Genomic DNA, 20,864 nt, shown 5'->3' with positions numbered 1-20,864 from the left:
GTGAAACATCGCACAATTTGTTACAGAAATATGACAAAACGTTCCAATGTGAGCACGAAATCACATAACACGCTCAAATAACGCGCGAATATGCTCGAAATCAAACAATAACCTTACTATTTGTGGCTAAATGGCGTTAAACGAAAGCAGAGGAGCTGAAGATGACGGGACGTCTTGATAGCGAGGTCATTATCATCGGCGGTGGAGCAACCGGCGCCGGTATCGCCCGCGACTGCGCCCGGCGCGGATTACGAACGCTGCTCATTGAGCGCCATGATATCGCCACCGGGGCGACCGGCCGGAATCATGGACTGCTGCACAGCGGCGCCCGCTACGCGGTGACCGACAACGAATCCGCCCGCGAATGCATCAGTGAGAACCGCATTCTGCGCCGCATCGCCCGCCACTGTATTGAACCGACCAATGGGCTGTTTATCACCCTGCCTGAAGATGACCTGGCATGGCAGCAAACCTTTATCGACGCCTGTCAGCAGGCTGGCATAGAGGCCACGCCGCTCTCGCCGCAGGAAGCGCTGCGCCGGGAGCCCGCCGTCAACCCGACGCTGCTGGGCGCGGTGCAGGTCCCGGACGGTACCATCGACCCGTTTCGCCTCACCGCGGCCAATATGCTCGACGCCCGCGAACACGGCGCGCAGATCCTTACCGGCTGCGAAGTAACAGGCCTGCTGCGCCGGGGCGATCGCGTCTGCGGCGTCCAGGTATACGACCGCCAACTTCACCAGGCCCGCACTCTGTACGCCGGGATGGTGGTTAACGCCGCCGGGATCTGGGGGCAGCGTATTGCGGAATATGCCGACCTGCGCATCACCATGTTCCCGGCGAAGGGATCGCTGCTGATCCTCGATCATCGGATTAACAACCTGGTGATCAACCGCTGCCGTAAGCCGGCCGACGCCGATATTCTGGTGCCCGGCGATACCATCTCGCTGATCGGCACTACCTCAATGCATATTCCTTATGACGAAATTGACGACAACCGGGTAACAGCGGCGGAGGTCGATACCCTGCTGCGCGAAGGGGAAAAGCTGGCGCCGGTCATGGGCCGCACCCGGATCCTCCGCGCCTACTCCGGCGTCCGCCCGCTGGTGGCCAGCGATAACGATCCCAGCGGGCGCAGCGTCAGCCGCGGCATCGTCCTGCTCGACCATGCCCAGCGTGACGGTATGGAAGGCTTCATTACCATCACCGGCGGCAAGCTGATGACCTATCGCCTGATGGCCGAGTGGGCCACCGACGCCGTCTGTCGTAAGCTGGGAAACACCACCCCCTGTACCACGGCCGAAGCCCCGCTGCCCGGTTCACAGGAGCCAACGGAAAGTACCCTGCAAAAGATAATCTCCCTCCCCACCCCGCTGCGCGGCTCGGCCGTCTACCGTCACGGCGATCGCACCCCGTCCTGGCTTGGCGACAGCCGCCAGCACCGTAGCCTGGTCTGCGAATGTGAAGCCGTCACTGCCGGTGAAGTGAAATACGCGGTGGAAAACCTGGCGGTCAACACCCTGCTCGACCTGCGCCGCCGCACCCGGATTGGCATGGGGACCTGTCAGGGGGAACTCTGCGCCTGCCGCGCTGCCGGCCTGCTGCAGCGCTTTAACGTCACCACGCCCGCGCAGTCGTTAACCCAGCTCTCGGAATTTCTCAATGAACGCTGGAAGGGCGTGCAGCCCATCGCCTGGGGCGATGCGCTGCGCGAAAGCGAATTCACCCGCTGGGTCTACCTCGGCCTGTGCGGATTGCCACAGGAGCACCGGGATGAAGTTTGATTGCGCGATTATCGGCGGCGGGCTCGCCGGCCTGCTGTGCGGGCTGGCCCTGAATCAGCACGGCCTGCGCAGCGTCATCATCAGCCGCGGGCAGAGCGCGCTGCATTTTTCCTCCGCGTCGTTAGACCTGCTCTCGGCGCTGCCCAACGGCGATAACGTCACTGACGTCGCACAAGGTCTGCAGCAGCTCGCTGAACAGCTTCCTGAACACCCTTATTCCCGTCTCGGCGCCGAGGCGGTGCTCGAATACGCGACACAGACCGAAGCCCTGCTGGCCGCCTGCGGCGCGGTGATGCAGGGCGATGCGCGCCGGCCGCACCGGCGGGTAACGCCGCTGGGGACGTTGCGCCCGGCATGGCTGTCGCCCCTTGAGGTGCCTGTCGCGCCCCTGCCGTCGCAGGGCGCCTGTCTGGTGGGGATCAGCGGCTTTGCTGATTTTCAGCCGCATCTCGCCGCCGCCGCGCTCGGTCAACACGGAGTTACCGCCGCGGCGGTGGAAATCGAGTTACCGCTGCTGGATGTGCTGCGTGACAACCCGACCGAGTTTCGCGCCGCCAATATCGCCCGCGTCCTGGATGATGAGAATATGTGGCCGGCCCTGCATGCAGCGCTGCTACCGCTGGCGCAGCAGTATGACCTGCTGATCATGCCCGCCTGTTTTGGCCTCGCCGACGATCGCCTTTACCACTGGCTGCAGGCGCGTCTACCCTGCCCGCTGCGTCTGCTGCCGACGCTGCCGCCTTCGGTTCCCGGGATGCGTTTGCATTCTCAGCTGCAACGCCAGTTCATTCGCGAGGGCGGCGCCTGGCTCGCAGGCGATGAGGTGGTGAAAATCAGCCATCGACAGGACGCCGTCGAGGCGGTCTGGACGCGCAATCACGGCGATATTGCGCTGCGTCCGCGCTTTACCGTGCTGGCCAGCGGCAGCTTTTTCAGCAACGGTCTTGTCGCCACTCGCGATAGCGTGCGCGAGCCGATCCTCGGCCTCGACCTTCACCAGACCCTGCCACGGGAAAGCTGGTACCAGCGCGATTTCTTCGCCTCACAACCGTGGCAGCGCTTCGGCGTGAAAACCGATGCCCTGCTGCGCCCCCTGCTGGGCGGGCAGCCGTTCCATAATCTGTTCGCCATCGGCTCATTGCTCGGCGGGTTCGATGCCATTCAGCTCGGCTGTGGCGGCGGCGTCTGCGCCGTTACCGCGCTGCACGCCGCCAGACAGATCCACGCCCTTGCCGGAGGCCGGCCATGAACGATACCCGTTTTGAAAGCTGCATTAAGTGCACGGTCTGTACCACCACCTGCCCGGTAAGTCGGGTCAATCCGCGCTATCCTGGCCCGAAACAAGCGGGGCCGGACGGCGAACGCCTGCGTCTGAAGGATGGCGCGCTGTACGACGAGGCGCTGAAGTACTGCATTAACTGCAAGCGCTGCGAGGTCGCCTGCCCGTCGGATGTGAAAATTGGCGATATCATTCAACGCGCCCGGGCACAGTACGGCCAGCAAAAGCCGACCCTGCGCGACGCCATCCTCAGCCATACCGACCTGATGGGTACCCTTTCCACCCCCTTTGCCCCCCTGGTCAACGCCGCCACCGGCTTAAAACCGGTGCGCCGTCTGCTCGACGCGACGCTCAACATCGATCACCGGCGTACGCTGCCGAAATATGGTTTCGGCACCTTCCGCCGCGCTTACCGCCAGCTCGCCGCCCGTCAGAAGCAATACAGCGAACAGGTGGCTTTCTTTCACGGCTGCTACGTCAACTATAACCATCCACAGTTGGGTAAAGATCTCATTCGCGTCGTCAACGCGCTGGGTACCGGGGTGCAGTTGTTATCAAAAGAAAAATGCTGCGGCGTACCGCTGATCGCCAACGGTTTTTTCGACAAGGCGCGTAAGCAGGCGCAGAGCAACGTCGCCGCGATGCGGGAAAACACGCTACCGATCATTGCCACCTCCTCGACCTGCGCCTTTACGCTACGTGATGAATACCCCCATCTCCTCGATGTCGATAACAGCGATCTTCGCGATCGGGTCGAGCTTGCCACCCGCTGGATCTGGAAACAGCTGGCTGCCGGCAGGACGCTACCGCTGCGCCCGCTGCCGCTGAAAGTGGTCTATCACACCCCGTGTCATATGGAAAAGATGGGCTGGTCGCTGTATACCCTCGAGCTGCTGCGGCTGATCCCCGGCCTGCAGCTGGAGGTGCTGGATTCCCAGTGCTGCGGCATCGCAGGCACCTACGGGTTTAAAACTGAGAATTACGCGGTATCCCAGGCTATCGGCGCCCCGCTGTTCCGTCAGATTGAGGAGAGCGGGGCCGACCTCGTCGTCACCGACTGCGAGACCTGCAAATGGCAGATTGAGATGTCCACCAGCAAACGCTGCGAGCATCCGCTGACGGTGCTGGCGCAGGCGCTCGTCTGAGCCCAGCGCCAGCCTGTGCCGTCAATAGCTCGTTTTCTCTTGCGGCTGGGCGCTGGCAGATTTAAACATCGCCAGCCGGCGGTCCAGCGCCTGGGTATACAGCATGGTATCCACCCCGACGGCGACAAAGTTGGCCCCCCAGGCAAGACATTTTTCCGCCATCGCCGGGTCGACCGCCAGAAATCCGGCCGCTTTCCCCGCCGCGCGAATGCGCCGGATGCTCTGCTCGATCACCCGCTGCACGTCAGGGTGACCGGCATCGTCCGGGTAGCCCAGTGAGGCGGAGAGATCCGCCGGACCGATGAACACCCCGTCAATGCCGTCCACCTCGAGAATAGCGTCCAGGTTCTCCAGCGCGGTTCGGCTCTCGACCTGAATCAGCAGACAAAGTTCGTCATTCGCCTCCGCCATATAATTCTCCACCCTTCCCCAGCGCGCCGCTCTCGCCACGCCGGCGCCAACGCCGCGGCTCCCGATGGGGGGATAACGGGTCGCTGAGACCACCTCCCGAGCCTGCTCGGCGGTATCGACCATCGGCACCAGCAAGGTTCTGGCGCCAATATCCAGCACCTGTTTTATCAGGCTGCGGTTGCCCTCGACCGGGCGAATGACCGGCTGGCTGGCATAGGGGGCAATCGCCTGCAGCTGATGATAAAGGTCCTGAATGGTGTTCGGGGCATGCTCGCCGTCGATCAGCAGCCAGTCGTATCCCGACGTCGCAGCGATCTCCGCCATGTAGGATGAGGTGGAGCTCAGCCACAGGCCGATTTGCGTCTCACCGCGTAATAATCCCCGTTTGAAGGGGTTAGATAACAGTGCGTTCATAGCGATTCCTTTATTCAATGCTGTACGCTGCCGCGCTGGGGTACCGCGCGGGTAAGGCTCAATGAAAAGATAATGACCACCCCGACAATGGCGACGCCGGCCAGGGTTAACAGTCCGGCGGCGCTGCTGGCGAACAACGTTTCGGCCTGCACGCGCACGATCGGCGCCAGAAAACCACCGATGGCGCCAAACAGGTTAACAAAGCCAATCCCTGCGGCCAGCGCCGTGCCGGACAGCAGCTGCGTCGGCATCGTCCAGAAGACCGGCTGCACGGCAATCACCCCGACCGCCGCCACGCACAGCGCGATGATAGCCAGCACCGGCGCCACCAGTCCGGACACCGCAATCCCGACCGCCGCCGCCAGCAGCGTCAGGGCGGCAATATTGCGCCGCTCGCCGGTGCGATCGGAGTAGCGAGGGATAAGCCAGGTGCCAAACAGCGCCGCCACCCACGGGATGGCCGTCACCACCGAGGCAACAAAGCCGACTTTGGTGCCCAGCAGCGCAGCAACCTGGGTGGGCAGGAAGAAAATCAGACCATAGACCGCCACCTGAATGGTCAGATAAATCAGCGCCAGCTGCCAGACCCGTCCGTTACGCAGCGCATCGGACAGGCGCGAGGCAATCTTTTTCTCCTCCTCGCGCGCCAGCTCGCTTATCAGCGCCTGTTTCTCCGCTGCGCTCAGGAAGCGGGCATGCTGCGGCGAATCGTCCAGCCAGAAGAAGGTGAACGCTCCCGCGGCGACGGCGAGCAGGCCTTCAATGACAAACATCCAGAACCAGCCGGGATGGCCCATAAATCCATGCATCTCCAGCAGCGCACCGGATAAAGGCGATCCCAGCGTCAGGGCCAGCGGCGCGCCCATATAAAACAGCCCCATAATGCTGGCGCGGTTTTGCTGGGGAAACCACTGTGAAGTGAGGTAGATCATTCCGGGAAAGAAGCCCGCCTCCGCCGCGCCCAGCAGGGTACGTACCAGCAGGAATTTCGCTTCCGTATCCGCCCACGCCATCGCCGCCGACAGCACGCCCCACAGCAGCGTGGTGCAGCCGATCCATCGCCTGGCGCCAAATTTGCGCATCAGCAGATTGGCCGGCACCCCGAGGAAGGCATAGACCACAAAGAAGATACCGGCCCCCAGCGCGTAGGCCTCATTGCTGAGTCCGGTATCCAGCTGGTAGGTCTCTTTGGCGAAACCGATATTAGAACGGTCAAGAAACGCCAGCACGTACAACGCCAGCATAAAGGGGATTAAGCGGGCGCGGTTTTTCTTCACCACGCTCTCCAGCAGAGTGTTGCTCATCATAATATCCTCAGGCGCGGGCCGCCGGGCGGCCCGACGCAATCAGTGTTGATAAGGACGCTTCAGGTTGCAGTCGCGATTGAGCTCGACGCCAAAGCCGGGTTTATCCAGGACTGATTTATGAATGCGCCCTCTCTCCGGCACCGGCTCGCCGAGCAGGATCGGGTCGAACTGCGGGCGCAGCGTGGCGCAGTCCGGACTGGTCATCAGAAACTCGCTGAACGGCGTGTTGGTAAAGGTGATCACCGCATGATGTGAGTAAACCGACGAGCCGTGGGGCACTACCAGCTGCCCGCGCGCTTTGGCGATGGCCGCGATCTCCACCAGGGTGGTTAAGCCGCCGCACCAGCCGACGTCGGGCTGCATAATATCGATGCCGGTTTCCGACAGGGTGCGGAAGGACTGCAGCGTGCCGTGGTGCTCGCCGCTGGTCACCATCATCCCGGCCGGCGCCTGGCGCTTCAGCTCGCGATAGCCTTCATACTGCTGCGGCGGCAGACACTCTTCGATCCACTTGAGGTTATAAGGGGCGCAGGCATGGGCAAGTTTGGTGGCATAGTTAACGTCCTGGCTCATCCAGCAGTCCAGCATTAACCAGAAATCCGGGCCGCATTTTTCGCGCATATCCGCCACCATGGCGACGTCTTTGCGGATCCCGGCGTCGCCATCGTGCGGCCCCCAGTGGGTAGGCATTTTGCCGCCGATAAAGCCCATCTCCTGCGCCAGGTCCGGACGTGCACCGGTGGCATAGAACTGGATTTCGTCGCGCACCGCCCCACCCAACAGTTTGTAGACCGGCAGGCCAACCACTTTCCCGAAGAGGTCCCACAGCGCCAGGTCGACACAGGAGATGGTATTCATCACCAGGCCGCCGGATCCCGCGTAGTAAAGGGTGGCATTAAGCATCTGGTCATGGATCAGTTTGATATCGCTGACGCATTTGCCTTCGATAAAGCGGTTGAGATGTTTTTCGACGATAAAGCAGCCCATCTCCCCGGCCGTCGACACCGCAAAGCCGGTCTGTCCGTTGTCGGCTTCCACTTCCACAATCAGCGTCCCCAGCACGTTGATGCCAAACGACTGCCGGGACTGCTCATACTGTTTATATTTGCTCATCGGGGTGGCGATATGATCGTCAATCCAGTGGTTAGCCCCCTGGTCATGGTAATCGCCGCCGCCGGCGCCCTGCTCTGCTGTGGCGCCGCCGATGAACCAGGCGCGGACGTGTTTAATTTTCGGTAGGGTCATGATGTTCTCCTTATGATGAGGCGAGTTGTTCGAAGGGGCTTTTCCACCCCAGCAGACGTGAAATATCTTTCGCGCAGGCAATCGCCTTACCAGCCAGGTAATCGCGATTGTCTTCATTGATTTGCAGACGGGTACCCACCACCGAGATGGCGGCGGTCAGGTCGTTATTGGCGTTAAATACCGGGGCAGCCACGCAGCGCACATCCGGATAGTCCTCGCCATTATCAAAGCTCCAGCCCCGGGCGCGGATCCGCCCCAGCTCCTCCCGCAGCTGTTGAGCATCGGTGATGGTCGTTGGCGTGGCCCGCTCCCACTGTAGGTCTTCGATAATCGACGCCTGAACGCTGGCGGGCTGCCAGGCCAGCAAACATTTGCCGATCCCGGAGCGGTAAAGAGACAGGCTCTTACCCTCATGCGAGCGCACGCTGATGGTGGCGGGAGACTCAATTTTCAGAATGTAGTAGGCGTTACCCTGATCGATAATGCCCAAGTGACAAAGCAGGCCGCACTCATCCATCAGCCGGGTGAGGCGCGGCCGCGCCAGCTCGCGCAGGTCCATTTTGCTCAGCGCCTGCCCGGCCAGCTCCACCAGCTTGGTCCACAGGCAGTAGTTATCCTGATTATCCATACTGATGAAGCGCTGCTTTTTCAGCTCGCCCAGCAGCAGATACACCGTGCTTTTCGGGATCCCCAGCTCCGCTATTATCGTCGCCGCGCTGCAGGGGCCGATGCGGCCAATTAAATTGAGGATCTCAATCGCGCGGGTCAGCGCCGGGACTTTCGTTGATTCCAACATACTGGACTCCAATCCTGAATACTGGAATCAGTGTTGCGATTGTCCGGGCGGTAAAGTGTGAGCGACATCGCGGGGCAATCGTTTTCCCGTATACTGGACCGTTCGCAGCAGAAAATTGCGACTTAACGCACAGAATTTTTTCAGAGAAGTACAACAGGTTGGACGACCGGCGCCCCGAGGATACGGTGCGCCGGGGGGAATGACTTACAGCGAGAGGGAATCCACCACGTTAATCCAGCCATGTTCGCTGGCCAGTGGTTGACCATTCAGCCAGCGACGCAGCATGTTTAACGCCATCATAGCGCAGACTTCCTGGCGTACCGCCAGGCTGTGGCGGGTGGCGCTAAACTTCACCCGCAGCGCGAAGGTGCCGTCCGGGGTGGCCAGGGCCACGTTAAGATGATCGTTTTCCTGACCGCTCACCGCCAGAGCCAGGCCGGCAAAATGGTTTATGCGCCGCTCGGCCGCCCAGCGGGCCGCCTGCGCCAGCGTCTCCTCCTGCGCCGGAACGACTTCGCTGGCCAGCAGCGGCGCGCCGGCGCGGGACAGCTGGAGCGCCAGCAGGCCGCTGGTAAACTGCTCGCTGAGCGTCAGGCTCAGCTGCCGCTCCTGCAGACAGCGGGCGATTTGCGCGGGTAACCCTTCCGTACCTTCGAAAATCAGGCTGTCGCCAGCCACCTTACGCACCTCCGGCCACAGGGCCAGCATAGCGTCGCGCTGGTTGGCCGGTCCGGTTAGCTTGAGTTCAATGATCGGCATCGACGAGCGGTAACCCATCACCACGCCCGGAGGCAGCGTCAGCGGATTAAGACTTTGCGCCAGCTCGCTCTCCGAGCGGCCAAAGGTGGTCAAACGCAGGCATACCGGCGGGTCCGGCAGCGTAAAGCGCTGGCGCAGGCGCGGTAAAATTTCCTGCTCGACCATCACCTTAAATTCAGAGGGGACCCCGGGAGTGAAAAACATCAGGCAGCGGTTGAGCTGGATGGCAAAGCCACAGGCCGTACCGACCGGGTTGTTGATCATCTCAGCGCTGGCCGGGATTTCCGCCTGCTTACGGTTGCTTTCCGCCATCGGCCTGCCGCGCTCGGCAAAAAAGCGGGTCATGGTTTCCAGCCACTCCGGATGCAAAATAAGCCCTTCGCCTTTCGCAGTGGCAGCGGCCAGCGCGCTCAGGTCGTCGCTGGTTGGGCCGAGGCCGCCGTTGACGATCAGCACATCCGCCTGTTCGCTGCGTTCGCGCAGAATCGCCACCAGCGCATCGAGATCGTCGCCAACGGTATTGCGGCGCGTTAACGGTAAACCCTGATTAAAAAAGAAATCCGCCAGCCATGCCGCATTGGTATCAATAATTTGACCATGCAACACTTCATCGCCGGTGGACAGCATTTCCACATTCAACATTGCTCACTCCTTGCCTGCCAGGTGAGAAATACTATAACGCAAAGCGGGATGCTGACGAGGAGGAAAATCTGGCGCAGCAAGAAGATGCCGCGCCGGAAGAGATTAGAAGCTGGCGCTGGCGCCGATGTATGGGCCGTCGGCGATGGTGTTATCGCGGTTGCCATCTTTGCCCGCCAGGTTCAGGTAACGGTAGCCGGCCTGGATGCTAAGCGGACGCATAATGGTCCAGCTGGCGCCGACGTTGGCTTCCTGGTAGCTATCAATGCCGCTGGAGAGCGAATCCGGAGAGTAGTAATAATCGCCGTACAGGCGGAAGCTGTCGCCGATTTTCCACTGCAGGCCGCCGCCGACCGCGGCCGCATAACCTTCATCGCCCTGTTTCGGATTGGTGTAAATACCTTTACCACCCACGGTCGCGAGGAACGGCCCCAGCGGAATATTGAGTCCCAGGCCTAAACCCGCGGCGTCGCCGTCGTTATCGCTGTGCAGCCAGTTACCCGAAACGGCCAGGCCGGTGGACTCGGTGCCGAAGCCGACGCCAAGGTTGGTGTAATGCTCGCCGGCTTCACCGGTAACGCTAATCGCATGGGCCGCCGAAGAAACCATCATCACGCCCGCCAGCGCCATAAAAATGCTTTTTTTCATTATTTACTCTATCCAGAAAATTAAAATCAAAGAAGTCCCGAAAAAACCTGAAAATTCTACTGCGCACCCATCAGGAATCAATGACCTGGCGAAATGAATTTTCACAAGAGTGTAACCAGTTGCGTATTTTTACGGCATCGAGCGTTGCCAGAACCACGAACAGCCTATCCAACGCCAGTAATATTCATGTTTATTATGATTAACGCTGACACATTGACGAAAACAGAGAGCTGGCGCCGCACGATCGGCGCGGCGCGGGTGGATAAGGGAATAATTAATGCTGCAGCCGGGCCAGACATTCCGGGGCGAGGCCGGTCAGTTTCGCCACCAGCGACAGGTCGAGTCCGTTAGCAAGCATCGCCCGGGCGATACGCTCCGCGGTCTGCTGCTCACCTTGCTCGATACCTTGCTGTAGACCTTGTTCAAGACCTTGCTTTAATCCTTGCTGATGGCCGCGTTGTTCCAGAAACTGGGCAATATTCATTAGCGTCTCCTTATGCGGCCGCCGGGGAACGTTTTGCGCAAGATGGCGCAAAAAAGCAACCGGATCGGCGGCGTTTCCTGCCTGTAATAAATAGTGCAACAGCGTCTTAAGCTGCCTGCGGCTAGTGTATCCCAGCGCCAGGAGCCTGACCAGCTGCTCATGCAGGTCCATCAAATCCCGCTGGCGAATATGCTTCTGTAGCAGCTCCAGCATCGCCACGCGCCGATGGCGCATGATTTCATCGTCCGGGGTGCTAGTGATATCAATTAAGGGAAAATCTTCACCATAGATCCGCCGCGCGATGTCCGGATCGGCAAAGCCTGCCAGCCAGCACATCGGGTAAGGCCAGGGAGAAACGCGACCATGATAAAACAGCAGCGGGATCACCAGCGGCAGCTGCGTATGCCCTTTATCCAGATGACGCTGCATCGCGGCTATCGCATAGCGCATCAGGCGAAATGCCATATGGCGGTCCGCCGAGCTTTGGTGCTCTATCAACAGATAGATATAGCCCTCCCCCGCCTGCGTTTGCAGCGAGTAAAGGATATCGGAATGACTCGCCCGCAGTTCGTCGTCGATAAAGCTCCCGGACTCCAGCCGCAGCGTGTTCAGGTTACATAACGCGCGCAGCGGTGCGGGAAGGTGAATGTCCAGAAAATCCCTGGCCGTCGCCCGATGCGACAGCAGGTGTTTAAATACAGCATCGTGGGGGGAATTCGTCGCCCTTTCCATGGCGGTGCTCCATACAATCATTTTCGCTTAACGTAGCACTCAACAAGACCTGAACTGTATTTCGCTTGCAGTTTACCGAGGCGGCTCGCAAACTATTTCACCAGCATACCGCCCCATCCCTCTGCAGGAGAAAACCCATGCGCCACAGGACGATTGTTTGCCCGCTGATCGAGAATGAAGGCCATTATCTGCTTTGCAAAATGGCCGCCGACCGCGGGGTTTTTCCCGGGCAATGGGCCTTATCCGGCGGCGGCGTGGAGCCAGGGGAACGTATTGAAGAGGCGCTGCGGCGGGAAATACGCGAAGAGCTCGGCGAAAAACTCATCCTTACCCATATCGCGCCATGGTGCTTTCGCGACGATACCCGCGTCAAAACCTACCCCGACGGGCATCAGGAAACGATCTACATGATCTATCTCATCTTCAACTGCGTGAGCGCCAATCGCGATGTGACGATCAACGAGGAGTTTGACGATTACGCCTGGGTCAAAGCCGAAGATCTCAAAAACTACGATCTTAATGCCGCCACCCGCGTTACTCTCAGCCTGAAAGGGCTACTTTAGTCCAGCATACTGCGTTCAACCCACCCGGCGTTATGCCGCGGGATAATGCGGGTGGCTACGATACGGTCGCATGCGTCTGCTGCCTGACCCACTCGCACAGCGCCCGGCGCGAAATCTTAATCCCGCCGTTTTTTAACGTTTCCGGCAACCGCAGCCAACGCACCGGCTGCTGAAAACGCGCTAACCGCTCAGCGCTCCATGCCGCCAGCGCGCTCAACTCGCAGCCGTCATCGCATTCCACCACCGCTACCGGGCGCTGGCCGTATTCCGCATCATCCAGCGGCACGATAAACACCTGCTGTACCTGTGGATGGGCGAGTATCACACGCTCGACCTCTTCCGGTTGAATACCTTCTCCACCGCTAAAAAAGAGGTTATCCAGTCGCCCAACAACCGTCAGCCGACCGTTATGCAATGCTCCGCGATCGCGCGTCGCAAACCAGCCTTCATTGTTGGTTAATGACAACAATTGACCATCCCGCCAGTAGCCTGCGGCCATACTCGACGCCCGCAGCCAGATCTCGCCGGCGACAATTTTCACCTCTCGCCCCGGCAGCGCTTCGCCAACATCCGCAGCGCCGTCGGCCTCTTTGGCACACACGGTGGAGGCGAATTCGGTGAGGCCATAGCCGCAGAAGCTGCGTATACCCTGCTTTCGCGCCCGTTCAGTCAATTCGACCGGGATCGACGCGCCGCCGAGCAGCACCGCCTTGAGGGAAACCGCAGCATCATCATTCAGCAGGCGCCATAGCTGAGTCGGCACCAGCGAAGCATGGGTACAGCCGTGCAGCATCTGCGCCAGCGGCTGTTTGTCACGTACCGTGAGTCGCGCGCCGGCCAGCAGCCAGCGCCAGACGATCCCCTGACCGGAGACATGGAACAACGGCAGCGACAGCAGCCAGTCATCTCCTGCGGCAAACGGCATCAGCGCCAGCACGCCAGCCGCGCTGGCCAGATGGGCGCTGGCGCTATGTACCGCCGCTTTCGGCAGGCCGATTGAACCGGAGGTCAACGTCATCGACAGCAACCGATCGCCATGCCAGCAAACAGCATGCTCGCCCTCGACCAACTGCAGGGTTAACATCGGTAAATTCCCCGGCAACACATCGCCATTCAGCACCAGCTGATGCTGCATGGTTAACGCGGGTAACAACGCCTGCAGCAACACCGCTGGCAGCTGCGGATTCAGCGGCAGCACCCGCGCCCCGCACTGCAGCAGCGCCAGCCATGCCAGCAGAGTTTCCGGCTGGTTATAGGCCCGGAGCGCCACTCCCTGCCCTTCCATTACGCCCTGCGCGGCAAAACCAGACGCCAGCGCGTCAACCCGCGCGCATAGCTCCCGCCAGGTCAACGGCTGGTTATTCAGACGTAAGGCGAGGGCCTCTCCGCGCCGCTGACGCCAGTGCCGCCAGGGCCAGTCGTTAAAGGTCACAGCAGCGGCTCCAGCGCATCAATGTTGAGCACCGGCAGCGTACTTTCGGGCCACGGCCGTACCAGCTGGGCGCCCATCAGCGACAGCGTATCCAGCCCAGGAATAGTCTGCGGCGTCAGCCAGGCGGCAATCCGGGCCAGCTGGGTTAAGCCGAGACTGGACTCGATCGACGAGCTGATCACTACGCTCAACCCCAGCGCATGCGCCGCGGCGACCTGTTGCTGCACCTTCTGCAAACTGCCGGTTAGCGTCGGTTTGATCACCACCGCGCGCACGCCCGGCTCAGCGACAAAGCGGAAATCCGCCTCGCGCAGGCTTTCATCCCAGGCGATAGCGATCCCTGTCTCGCGGCTAAAGGCCCGAGAATCCTCCCGCGTTTTGCAAGGTTCTTCAAGAAAAGCAATGCGCTGGCGGTACGCCGGATTAACGTATTTGGCGAACTGTTGCGCTTTGAGCGGCGTCCAGGCGCGGTTGGCATCGAGCCGCAGCTGCAGGTCGGGGATCGCCTCCAGCAGCAGATTGACCACCATACCGTCGCGGACCGCCTCCCAGAGGCCAACTTTGACCTTAGCGACCTTCTCGCCGGGCATCGCCGCCAGTCTGGCGAATAGCTCATCCGGATCGCCGGAGCAGAGCGGCGCCGCGCGATAATCCGCGGCCTGCGGTAGTTCGCCGCCAAGCTCCGCCTGCGCGCAGCTGATGCCAAACGCGACGGAGGGCTGCGTGGGAAGCGGCGGCTCGGCGCCGTCGCGCCAGGCCTGTGCCCACGCTAACAGCGCCATTTGCGCCTCTTCCAGCGTCTCGACACTGAATCCCGGCAGGGGAGAAATTTCGCCCCAGCCTTCGCGTTCACCCTCCTGCAGGCGGATGAACAGCCCGTCGCGGGTTTTTAACCGCCGCTCGCGCAGCACCACGCCCGCGTCCATCGGTATCTGCCAGCGGTAAACCTGCGAAACGCGCATTATGGATTCCGTTTAAATTTGCTGAAGTCCGGCTGACGTTTCTGGTTGAAGGCGTTGCGTCCTTCCTGCCCCTCTTCCGTCATATAGAACAGCATAGTGGCGTTGCCCGCCAGCTCCTGCAGACCAGCCTGGCCGTCGCAGTCGGCGTTCAGCGCCGCTTTCAGGCAGCGCAAGGCCATCGGGCTGTTCTGCAGCATTTCACGACACCAGCGCACGGTCTCTTTTTCCAGATCCGCCAGCGGTACCACGGTATTCACCAGCCCCATGTCCAGCGCCTGCTGAGCGTCATACTGGCGGCACAGGAACCAGATTTCGCGCGCTTTTTTCTGCCCGACGATCCGCGCCATATAGGAGGCGCCCCAGCCGCCGTCGAAAGAGCCGACTTTTGGCCCGGTCTGGCCGAAGATGGCGTTTTCCGCCGCGATAGTCAGATCGCACATCATATGCAGCACGTGACCGCCGCCGATAGAGTAGCCGGCCACCATCGCGACCACCGGTTTCGGGCAGGTGCGGATCTGACGCTGGAAGTCGAGCACGTTAAGATGATGAACGCCGGAGTCGTCCTGATAGCCGCCGTAGTCGCCGCGGACTTTCTGGTCGCCGCCGGCGCAGAAGGCTTTCTCACCTTCACCGGTCAGCACGATGACGCCGATATTGTCGTCATACCGGGCATCCGCCAGCGCCTGGATCATCTCTTTGACGGTCAGCGGGCGGAAGGCGTTGCGCACCTGCGGACGATTAATGGTGATTTTGGCAATCCCGTCAGTCGATTTGTGATAGCGAATATCGGTATAGCCTTCGGAGCAATCGTGCCATTCAACGGGGGCGTAGAGCATTGCTTCATCAAGAGAGATCATAGAATGTCCTTCAGTTAACTTGCCAGAATCTGCGCCAGACAGGCAATCACCGCCGCCGGGTTGTCCCGGTGCGCGTTGTGTCCGGCATGGTGAATAAGATGGAGATCCGCCGCGAGCGTCTGCGCGATGGCGCGAAACTTCGCGTCGCGCTCGCCGCACAGGTAGTGAAAAGGAAAATCGCGCGCCTGCAGAGACGCGCGCAGATCGGCCTGCGCGGCAAGGGAGGTTGCCTGCAGCATCGCCGCCAGCGTCGCGCCGTTGTTCCGGCTGCGTAAGGCGACCAATGACTCACGCTGCGCGGCATTCAGCGAAGCGAAGACCGGCTGCTGATACCAGTCGGCAAAGACCTGCTCAAGCGGCTCGCGGTGAAAACGTTCCGCCCAGGCGCGGTCATTGCTGCGCCGCACCTGCCGCGCCTCTACATCCTGCAGGCCCGGATGGCCGCCTTCAACGATCAGCCCGCGCATGCCTGCGCGCGGCTGGCTGGCGAAGTTCATTGCCACCCGGCCGCCCAGCGAGTAGCCGATCAGCCAATACTTATGTATGTTGTAACTATTAAACATAGACTGCAGCAGAGTATTGACCCCGGCAAAGTCCTGCACCGCGATATCCGCGGAGCCGCCGTGCCCCGGCAGATCGAGGTACAGCCGCGGCCAGGCGGGAAAGGCGTCGCCCACTTTCCGCCACTCGTTGCGGTCGCCGGAAAAACCGTGCAGAAACACCAGCCAGGGATAGCCCGGCTGGCCGTTGTCGACAGCAGCGCTGAGGATCACAGGCGACTTACCTGCGCCAGCAGCTGCTGGAGGGTCTGCGCGCCGTCGGTCTCATTGACCGCCAGCTCAATCACCGTCGCCCCTGCCCTGCGCCAGGCGCCGGCCAGCGCCTCATCCAGCGACGGCCAGTCATCAGGGCGATGATAGGCCAGGCCGAACATCGCCGCCGCGTGGCTGAAATCCACGTCCTGCGGCATTAAATAGAACTGACGGCGTTCGTCCTGCGGCGTCGGCAGCATAGAAAAAATCTGCCCGCCGTTGTTATTCACCACGATCAGCACCAGCGGCGCCGACGCCTGGCGCAGCAGGGCCAGCGAGTTGAGATCGTAGAGCGCGGAGAGATCGCCAACGATGGCCAGCGTCGGTCGGGCGCTGGCGCGCTGCACGCCGGCCGCAGTGGCGATCAGGCCATCGATACCGCTGGCGCCGCGGTTGCTGTAGACCGGATACCCGGCCGGTAGCTGCGCCAGGGCGTCGATCAGGCGCACCACCAGGCTGTTGCCAACAAACAATTGGCCCTGCTCCGGCAGATAGCGCCGAATACGCTGCGCCAGCTGCGCTTCGCCAAAAGGCTCGTTGCTGGCGACCACAGCCTGCCACGCCTGCCCGGCAAGCTGTGGGATCACCGTCGCCCACGGCTGGCGTTTCTCCGCCGGATGTAATTCGAGCCAGCGCTCAACGCTTGAGAGCAGACGGCGACCGCGGTGCTGCGCCGGGTCGAGGCGACCGGGCAGATTATCCACCAGCCAGTATTCATCCGGCTCGCAGGTCGCCTGCCACTGGAGCACGCGTTTGCCGGTCAGGCTGCTGCCGAGTTGCACGACGATCTGCGCCTGCGCCAGCTCGCTGACCGCTTTGCCGTTGCCCAGCCACAGGTCGGCGCACGGCAGCGGCTGCCCGGTCTGCGACAGGACATCGCCGATCAGCGGCCAGCCGAGGGTCTGCGCCCACTCAGCGACCTTTTTCCCTTCCGCGGCGCTCATTCTGCCCGCCACGACGACGCCGCGTTTTTGTCGCCAGAAGAACCAGTCGCGCTGCTTCTCGCTCTCTAACTGCAGCGCCTGGCGCAGCCAGGGTTTGTCGCTCTGCCACCAGTTGCCGAGCTGCTGCTGCCACTCCACGCCGGTCTCATCCATATCACCATACAGCGGTTCAGCGAACGGACAGTTAATATGCACCCCGCCGGCGTGCAGCGCGCCCAGCGCCTGGTCGATGGTTGAGACCAGCCAGCGGGCAGGAATATCCTGCGAGGGACGCGGCAAAGAAATCGTCTGCGCAGGATGGGAGGCAAACATCCCCGGCTGGCGGATAGCCTGGTTCGCGCCGCAGTCGATCAGCTCCGGCGGACGGTCGGCGGTTAACAGGATCAGCTTTTCACCGGTGAGCCCTGCCTCAATCAGCGCCGGATAGAGGTTTGCGGTGGCGGTCCCGGAGGTGACTATCACCGCCACCGGCTGCCGGCTGGCCTTCGCCAGTCCGAGCGCCAGGTGGCCGAGGCCGCGTTCGTCGAAATGGGTATGATGGATAAAGGCGCGGTTTTCCGCCGCCGCCAGGGTTAAGGGTGTCGAGCGCGAGCCCGGCGCGATGCAGATATGCTGCACGCCATGGCGCGTTAAAGCTTCCAGGATCACCGCCGCCCAGCGTCGGTTAAATGCGCTTACTGACATGAAATTGTCCGGTATCAAATATTGATGCTAAGTATAGATAAGGCAAAGTGACGTCGTTTTGATATGCATCGTCATTCAAGCTTTATGGACACAGCAGCGAGCGCAGCCCGGCCGCTTTGTTGTCAATCTCCTGCCACTCCTGCTGTGCATCAGAGCCGCTGACGATCCCCGCCCCGGCATACAGCCGCAGGGTGTCGTGGTTCACTTTCGCCGAACGCAGCGCCACGCAAAACTCGCTTTGCGCCAGTGACAGATACCCGGCGGACCCGGCGTACCATTCGCGGGAAAACGGTTCATGACGCTGAATGAACGCCAGCGCCGCCCGGCGCGGCAGGCCGGCCACCGCGGCGGTGGGCTGCAGCTGCAGCAGACAGCGGCTGTCGTCAGGCGCCGCCAGCTCGGTCCAGATGCAGCGTCGGAGATGCTGCACCTTACGCAGCCTCACCACCTGCGGCGGCAGGACGTCCAGCGTCGAGGCCTCACTCTGCAGGCGCTGGCAGATATCCTCTACTACCAGCATGTTTTCCCGCTGGTTTTTGTCGTCTTTCATCAGCCAGTCGGCCAGTTGCTGCGCCTTCGCGTCTTCCTGATGGTTCGCGACGGTCCCCGCCAGCGCTTCGGTGCGCAGCAGCGCGCCGCGCCGGCGCCACAGCCGTTCCGGCGTGGAGCCGAAAAATGCCTGCCGGGCATTGAACGCCATCAGGAAATGAAAACAGTTAAGATTGCTGCGCCGGCTAGCCGCCATGATGCTCACGGCGTCCAGCGGGGCGGCAAACTGCAGGTCGGTTGCCCGCGCCAGCACTACTTTATCCATTTCACCGGCGCTGATCGCCTTAGTCGCCCGCGCAATCATTGCCTGCCATTGAGGATAGTCGGATGAGTGGCGCTCGCTCAGCAACGGCGGTATGGCGCCGGGAGTCGCCTGAGTGGTTGTCAGGCTGGCGAGAAACGCGCGGGCCGTCGCGGCATCCTCACGCAGGGAGATATCACTATGCAGCACCAGCCGCAGCACGGCCCTGCCGCCGCACCGGCGCCACTCCAGACGCGGCAGCGCCAGGCTGCCCTGCTGCGGTTCAAACGCATTCAGGCCGCAGATACGCAGATCCTGCCGGCCGGCCTGGCGTAAAAAGCGGTTCGCCGCGTCGAGCGAGGTAAAGGTTTTTACCGCCCCCAGCGTCGCCAGTTCCTCATCGCCATTGCGCTGCTGCCAGTAAAACTGCGGCCATTGCGCCTGCTGGCCGCACCATAGTAGCGGATCGAAGGCATCATTCAGCGGAAAGGCAACATCGATAATTCGCGTGCCGGGCGAGTCTGGAAATGACTCGCCCAGGCCGTCTTGCAAACGGGCCAGCGCAGTGGAAACAGACAGCACGCAAACCTCCACGGTAGTAAAACCCCACATTATAAGGGGTTCGACGACGGAATAGCAGTACCCATGATGAGGGAGCGGGTATTATCTTACCCGCTCGCCGGGCCAGAGCTGCGCGTGGACGAGGGTGCAGAGGAGTCAGACAGCGCGCTTTTCTCGCGCCATGCCAATGTGGGGGATGCCATCCTCATCATAGACCTCGGTCACCGGCGTAAAACCGAAGTGGGCGTAAAAGGATTGCAGGTGCGCCTGCGCCCCGAGGTAAATCGCCTTTTGCGGCCAGTGCTGCTGACAGCTGGCCAGCGCCTGCTCCATCAGCTGATAGCCGAGCTTCGCACCACGGGCGGCGGGGCTGACGATGACCCGGCCAATCACCACCGGCGCAAACTCCTCTTCGCTTTTGAGGATCCGCGCGTAGGCCACCAGTTCGCCATCGCGCCAGCCGAGCAGATGGCGATTTTCACCAACCAAATCATCGCCGTCGACATCCTGATAGACGCACTGCTGCTCTACGACAAAGACTTCACTGCGCAATTTCAGCAGCGCATACAGCTGGGGAACGGTGAGTTCACTATGGTGGAGATCCTGCCAGGTCATCATCTGCTGCTCCTTATTGATATACTGATACTTTGCGACTCGCCCTGAGGACACTGGACGATGGAATTAACTTTTTTGGGGACATCCGCCGGGGTGCCGACCCGCACGCGTAATATGACGTCGATAATACTCAATTTGCAACAGCCGACCCGCGCCGAAATGTGGTTGTTTGACTGCGGCGAAGGGACCCAGCATCAGTTTCTTCACACGCCCTACCATCCCGGCAAACTGAATAAGATTTTTATTACCCATCTGCACGGCGACCACTTGTTCGGCCTGCCCGGCCTGCTGTGCAGCCGCTCGATGCAGGGAAACTCCCTGCCCCTCACCCTCTACGGGCCAAAAGGACTCAAAGAGTTTGTTGAGACCGCGCTGCGCCTGAGCGGTTCGTGGACCGACTATCCGCTCACCATCATCGAAGTCGGCCCTGGTCTGGTGTTCGACGAAGAGGGCTATCGGGTCACCGCGTATCCGCTCAGCCATCCGGTGGAGTGCTATGGGTATCGCATTGCGCAGCATGACAAGCCCGGCACCCTCGACGCCGCCCAGCTGATTGCCGATGGCGTGCCTCCCGGGCCGCTGTTCCATCAACTCAAGCGCGGACAGCGCGTCACGCTGGCAGATGGCCGGGTCATCGACGGCAGCCGCTATCTGGGGCCAGCGACCCCGGGTAAAACGCTGGCCATCTTCGGCGATACCGCCCCCTGCCCGCAGGCGCTGGAGATGGCTCGCGGGGCGGATGTGATGGTCCACGAAACCACCCTTGAGCAGGCGATGGCGGAGAAAGCCAATAGCCGCGGCCACTCTTCCAGTCAGCAGACCGCGGCGCTTGCCAAAGAAGCGGGGGTCGGTACGCTGATCGCCACCCACTTTAGCTCGCGCTACGATGCCGAAGGCTGTCTGCGTATGCTGGCGGAATGCCGGGAGATTTTCCCTAACACGCTGCTGGCGGAAGATTTTATGGTCTACAAGATGGCGTAAAATCCGGGCATAAAAAAACC

General features: G+C 61.3%; 19 protein-coding genes. 5 read left to right on the top strand and 14 right to left on the bottom strand.

The window, feature by feature from the left end; genetic code table 11:
* Positions 1–161 precede the first annotated feature (161 nt).
* From glpA to glpC, 3 genes are read left to right on the top strand one after another with little or no spacing between them, the layout of a single operon-like run.
* Positions 162–1,784, top strand: coding sequence for an anaerobic glycerol-3-phosphate dehydrogenase subunit A (gene glpA, locus HMPREF1024_RS24920; RefSeq protein WP_002913020.1), 1,623 nt, complete (start codon positions 162–164; stop codon positions 1,782–1,784).
* Positions 1,774–3,033 (top strand): glycerol-3-phosphate dehydrogenase subunit GlpB, encoded by a 1,260-nt coding sequence (gene glpB, locus HMPREF1024_RS24925; RefSeq protein ID WP_009307387.1) that lies wholly within the window; start codon positions 1,774–1,776, stop codon positions 3,031–3,033. The genes glpA and glpB overlap by 11 nt, the downstream gene beginning before the upstream one ends.
* Positions 3,030–4,208 carry an anaerobic glycerol-3-phosphate dehydrogenase subunit GlpC gene (gene glpC, locus HMPREF1024_RS24930; RefSeq protein ID WP_002913041.1) on the top strand — a complete coding sequence of 393 codons (1,179 nt, stop codon included), beginning with the start codon at positions 3,030–3,032 and terminating at the stop codon, positions 4,206–4,208. Before glpB ends, glpC begins: the two co-directional genes overlap by 4 nt.
* Positions 4,209–4,229: 21 nt before the next feature.
* Here the strand turns inward: glpC and yfaU are convergent, their stop codons facing one another.
* The 7 genes from yfaU to HMPREF1024_RS24965 all read right to left on the bottom strand — a co-directional run bounded on the left by yfaU (position 4,230) and on the right by HMPREF1024_RS24965 (position 11,643).
* Positions 4,230–5,033, bottom strand: a complete 804-nt coding sequence (yfaU, locus tag HMPREF1024_RS24935) for a 2-keto-3-deoxy-L-rhamnonate aldolase (RefSeq protein ID WP_002913043.1) — start codon at positions 5,031–5,033, stop codon at positions 4,230–4,232.
* Positions 5,034–5,047: 14 nt separating this feature from the next.
* Complete coding sequence (locus tag HMPREF1024_RS24940) at positions 5,048–6,337, bottom strand: MFS transporter (RefSeq protein ID WP_002913045.1); 1,290 nt, start codon at positions 6,335–6,337, stop codon at positions 5,048–5,050.
* A 42-nt stretch (positions 6,338–6,379) separates the two neighbouring features.
* Positions 6,380–7,585, bottom strand: coding sequence for an L-rhamnonate dehydratase (gene rhmD / locus HMPREF1024_RS24945; protein WP_004175029.1), 1,206 nt, complete (start codon positions 7,583–7,585; stop codon positions 6,380–6,382).
* Positions 7,586–7,595: 10 nt separating this feature from the next.
* Positions 7,596–8,381: an IclR family transcriptional regulator gene (locus HMPREF1024_RS24950; RefSeq protein WP_002913046.1), complete on the bottom strand. Its 786-nt coding sequence runs from the start codon at positions 8,379–8,381 to the stop codon at positions 7,596–7,598.
* A 204-nt stretch (positions 8,382–8,585) separates the two neighbouring features.
* Positions 8,586–9,782, bottom strand: coding sequence for a nicotinamide mononucleotide deamidase-related protein YfaY (locus HMPREF1024_RS24955; RefSeq protein WP_004151110.1), 1,197 nt, complete (start codon positions 9,780–9,782; stop codon positions 8,586–8,588).
* A 102-nt stretch (positions 9,783–9,884) separates the two neighbouring features.
* Positions 9,885–10,427: a YfaZ family outer membrane protein gene (locus HMPREF1024_RS24960; RefSeq protein ID WP_002913070.1), complete on the bottom strand. Its 543-nt coding sequence runs from the start codon at positions 10,425–10,427 to the stop codon at positions 9,885–9,887.
* A 274-nt stretch (positions 10,428–10,701) separates the two neighbouring features.
* Positions 10,702–11,643, bottom strand: a complete 942-nt coding sequence (locus HMPREF1024_RS24965; RefSeq protein ID WP_004180717.1) for an Rpn family recombination-promoting nuclease/putative transposase — start codon at positions 11,641–11,643, stop codon at positions 10,702–10,704.
* 137 nt (positions 11,644–11,780) lie between these two features.
* Between HMPREF1024_RS24965 and nudI the strand changes: the two genes are divergently transcribed.
* Positions 11,781–12,206 (top strand): nucleoside triphosphatase NudI, encoded by a 426-nt coding sequence (gene nudI, locus HMPREF1024_RS24970; protein WP_004175023.1) that lies wholly within the window; start codon positions 11,781–11,783, stop codon positions 12,204–12,206.
* A gap of 55 nt (positions 12,207–12,261) precedes the next feature.
* Here nudI and menE read toward each other — a convergent pair whose 3' ends face one another.
* From menE to HMPREF1024_RS25005, 7 genes are all read right to left on the bottom strand, one after another.
* Entirely contained in the window at positions 12,262–13,638 is a 1,377-nt protein-coding gene (menE, locus tag HMPREF1024_RS24975) for an o-succinylbenzoate--CoA ligase (RefSeq protein WP_009307386.1), read from the bottom strand.
* The gene (menC, locus tag HMPREF1024_RS24980; protein ID WP_009307385.1) at positions 13,635–14,600 is read right to left on the bottom strand and encodes an o-succinylbenzoate synthase; all 966 of its coding nucleotides are present in this window, start codon (positions 14,598–14,600) and stop codon (positions 13,635–13,637) included. The genes menE and menC overlap by 4 nt, the downstream gene beginning before the upstream one ends.
* Positions 14,600–15,457 carry a 1,4-dihydroxy-2-naphthoyl-CoA synthase gene (menB, locus tag HMPREF1024_RS24985; protein ID WP_002913098.1) on the bottom strand — a complete coding sequence of 286 codons (858 nt, stop codon included), beginning with the start codon at positions 15,455–15,457 and terminating at the stop codon, positions 14,600–14,602. The genes menC and menB overlap by 1 nt, the downstream gene beginning before the upstream one ends.
* A gap of 14 nt (positions 15,458–15,471) precedes the next feature.
* Complete coding sequence (gene menH, locus HMPREF1024_RS24990) at positions 15,472–16,230, bottom strand: 2-succinyl-6-hydroxy-2,4-cyclohexadiene-1-carboxylate synthase (protein ID WP_009307384.1); 759 nt, start codon at positions 16,228–16,230, stop codon at positions 15,472–15,474.
* Positions 16,227–17,897 carry a 2-succinyl-5-enolpyruvyl-6-hydroxy-3-cyclohexene-1-carboxylic-acid synthase gene (gene menD / locus HMPREF1024_RS24995; protein ID WP_009307383.1) on the bottom strand — a complete coding sequence of 557 codons (1,671 nt, stop codon included), beginning with the start codon at positions 17,895–17,897 and terminating at the stop codon, positions 16,227–16,229. The genes menH and menD overlap by 4 nt, the downstream gene beginning before the upstream one ends.
* 82 nt (positions 17,898–17,979) lie before the next feature.
* Positions 17,980–19,269, bottom strand: a complete 1,290-nt coding sequence (gene menF, locus HMPREF1024_RS25000; protein WP_004899574.1) for an isochorismate synthase MenF — start codon at positions 19,267–19,269, stop codon at positions 17,980–17,982.
* Between the two features lie 135 nt (positions 19,270–19,404).
* Positions 19,405–19,866, bottom strand: a complete 462-nt coding sequence (locus tag HMPREF1024_RS25005) for a GNAT family N-acetyltransferase (RefSeq protein WP_004184987.1) — start codon at positions 19,864–19,866, stop codon at positions 19,405–19,407.
* 57 nt (positions 19,867–19,923) lie between these two features.
* On the opposite strand from HMPREF1024_RS25005, the gene rnz reads away from it, so the two are divergent.
* Positions 19,924–20,844 (top strand): ribonuclease Z, encoded by a 921-nt coding sequence (rnz, locus tag HMPREF1024_RS25010; protein WP_002913144.1) that lies wholly within the window; start codon positions 19,924–19,926, stop codon positions 20,842–20,844.
* Positions 20,845–20,864 lie beyond the last annotated feature (20 nt).

Origin of the sequence: Klebsiella sp. 4_1_44FAA (assembly GCF_000238715.1) — a bacterium.
Classification (GTDB): Bacteria; Pseudomonadota; Gammaproteobacteria; order Enterobacterales; family Enterobacteriaceae; genus Klebsiella; species Klebsiella pneumoniae.
This window is presented reverse-complemented; position numbering and strand designations above follow the sequence as displayed.